Source organism: Sphingomonas sp., from assembly GCF_040398505.1.
In the GTDB taxonomy this organism is placed as follows: Bacteria; Pseudomonadota; Alphaproteobacteria; order Sphingomonadales; family Sphingomonadaceae; genus Sphingomonas.
The window spans coordinates 1-2,535 of sequence record NZ_JBBATX010000146.1 but is presented as its reverse complement, the minus strand read 5'-3'; the positions used below and the strand labels follow the sequence as shown (position 1 = coordinate 2,535).

2 protein-coding genes are annotated in these 2,535 nt (G+C 61.6%); both read left to right on the top strand.

Annotated features, from left to right (window positions below; translation table 11 throughout):
• The first annotated feature begins 256 nt into the window (after positions 1-256).
• Positions 257-1,990, top strand: coding sequence for a 30S ribosomal protein S1 (gene rpsA / locus ABWP09_RS13335; RefSeq protein WP_188447229.1), 1,734 nt, complete (start codon positions 257-259; stop codon positions 1,988-1,990).
• Between the two features lie 155 nt (positions 1,991-2,145).
• Complete coding sequence (locus ABWP09_RS13330) at positions 2,146-2,424, top strand: integration host factor subunit beta (protein WP_188447227.1); 279 nt, start codon at positions 2,146-2,148, stop codon at positions 2,422-2,424.
• Positions 2,425-2,535 lie beyond the last annotated feature (111 nt).

The window sequence follows — 2,535 nt, the reverse complement described above, 5'->3', positions numbered from 1 at the left end:
TTTTGGCAAAGATTGTCAATGCGCTTCCGACTTGCTCCGCAGCGTCCGTCGCGCTAAGGCGCGCTCGTCCAGCGAGCCATGGTTCGTGGAGGTCCGGCGCGGAAGGTTGCTTCCTGCGCCTTTTTCGCTTGGCGAAGCCCCCACGAAGCGCGGCCGGATGGATGTCGCATTTGGCAATCGGCCCGTGCGACAGCATTGGCCAAGACCGCCGGAGACAACCGGCTGGCCGGAACATAATTTAGGAATTCAGGACTTTATGGCCACTCAGCCACATCCAACGCGCGACGATTTCGCGGCCATGCTCGAACTGACGCTCGGCGGTGCCGACAGCTTCGAAGGGCGCGTCGTCAAGGGCACCGTTACCGCAATCGAGAACGACCTCGCCGTCATTGACGTCGGTTTGAAGTCGGAAGGCCGCGTTCCGCTGCGCGAATTCGCGATGCCGGGCCAGAAGGCCGATCTCAAGGTTGGTGACGAAGTCGAAGTGTTCGTCGATCGCGTCGAGAATGTGCATGGCGAAGCGATGCTGTCGCGCGACCGCGCGCGCCGCGAAGCCGCTTGGGACACGCTCGAAACCGAATTCGCCAAGACCGCGCGCGTCGAGGGCGTCATCTTCGGCCGCGTCAAGGGCGGCTTCACCGTCGACCTTAACGGTGCCGTGGCCTTCCTGCCGGGTTCGCAGGTCGATATCCGCCCGGTGCGCGACGTCACCCCGCTGATGGACATCCCCCAGCCCTTCCAGATCCTCAAGATGGACCGCAAGCGCGGCAATATCGTCGTGTCGCGTCGCGCGATTCTCGAAGAGACTCGCGCCGAGCAGCGTTCGGGCCTGATCCTGTCGCTCGCCGAGGGCCAGATCATCGACGGCGTCGTCAAAAACATCACCGATTATGGTGCGTTCGTTGATTTGGGCGGCATCGACGGCCTGCTGCACGTCACCGATCTTTCGTACAAGCGCGTCGGCCATCCGTCGGAAGTCCTCAACATTGGCGATACCGTCAAGGTTCAGATCATCCGCATCAACAAGGATACGCAGCGTATCTCGCTCGGCATGAAGCAGCTTGAGAGCGATCCGTGGGAAGGCGCCGCCGCCAAGTATCCGGTTGGCGCGAAGCTGTCGGGCCGCGTTACGAACATCACCGAATATGGTGCGTTCGTCGAGCTCGAGCCGGGCATCGAAGGCCTGGTGCACGTGTCCGAAATGTCGTGGACCAAGAAGAACGTCCATCCCGGCAAGATCGTCAGCACCTCGCAGGAAGTCGATGTCGTCGTGATCGAGGTCGATCCCGACAAGCGTCGCATCTCGCTCGGCCTCAAGCAGGCGATCAGCAACCCGTGGGAGGCGTTTGCAGAATCGCATCCAATCGGTTCGACCGTCGAGGGCGAAGTCAAGAACGCGACCGAATTCGGCCTGTTCATTGGCCTCGACAACGATGTCGACGGCATGGTCCACATGTCCGACATCGCCTGGGGCGTTTCGGGTGAGGACGCGCTCAACCTGCACCGCAAGGGCGAGATGGTTCAGGCCATCGTGCTCGACATCGATGCCGAAAAGGAGCGCATCTCGCTCGGCATGAAGCAGCTTGAGCGTGGTGCTCCAGCGGCCGGTGGCGTTGCTGCAGGCGGCACCGCAGCGGCGGGTTCGGGCCTCAACAAGAATGCGATCGTCACGGTCACCGTGCTCGAAGTCCGCGATGCGGGTCTCGAAGTGCAGGTTGGCGATGACGGCGCGACGGGCTTCATCAAGCGTACCGATCTTGGCCGCGACCGCGACGAACAGCGTCCGGAACGGTTCCAGACCGGCCAGAAGTTCGACGCGATGGTCACCGGCTTCGACCGTTCAAAGAAGCCGACCTTCTCGATCAAAGCGATGCAGATCTCCGAAGAGAAGCAGGCAGTTGCGCAATATGGCTCGTCCGACTCGGGCGCGTCACTGGGTGACATTCTCGGCGCGGCGCTCAAGGCGCAGGGCACCGACACAAAGAAGTGACCGATTCGGTGGGGTTACTCGTCCAAAGTGAGTAGCCCCACCGCTATTTTTTACGTCGTTTCGTGCCTATAACCAGAGGCGGACTTGTGTTAGATCAAGTCCGGATTGGTCTTACCGCTCGTATCGGAGTATAAGGTGGGTAAGGGAATGACGCGATGATCCGTTCGGAACTCGTCCAGATGCTGGCGGCAGACAATCCCGACTTGTCGGGCCGCGATATCGAGGCGCTCGTAACCACGTTTTTCGATGAAATTTCGAAACGGCTCGCCGCAGGTGGCCGTGTGGAATTGCGCGGCTTCGGTGCCTTTTCGACCCGCGCGCGCGATGCGCGTACCGGTCGCAACCCGCGCACCGGCGAACTGGTCGCGGTCGACGCCAAGCGCGTTCCATATTTCAAGCCCGGCAAGGAAATGCGCGCGCGCCTCAACGTGTGACGCGCCGTTTCGTCACCGTGACTTGACGGCACGCGCGCGGTGCGCTTGGCAGATCCGCAGATGCGGACGTGGCGAAATTGGTAGACGCACGGGACTTAAAATCCCTCGCCC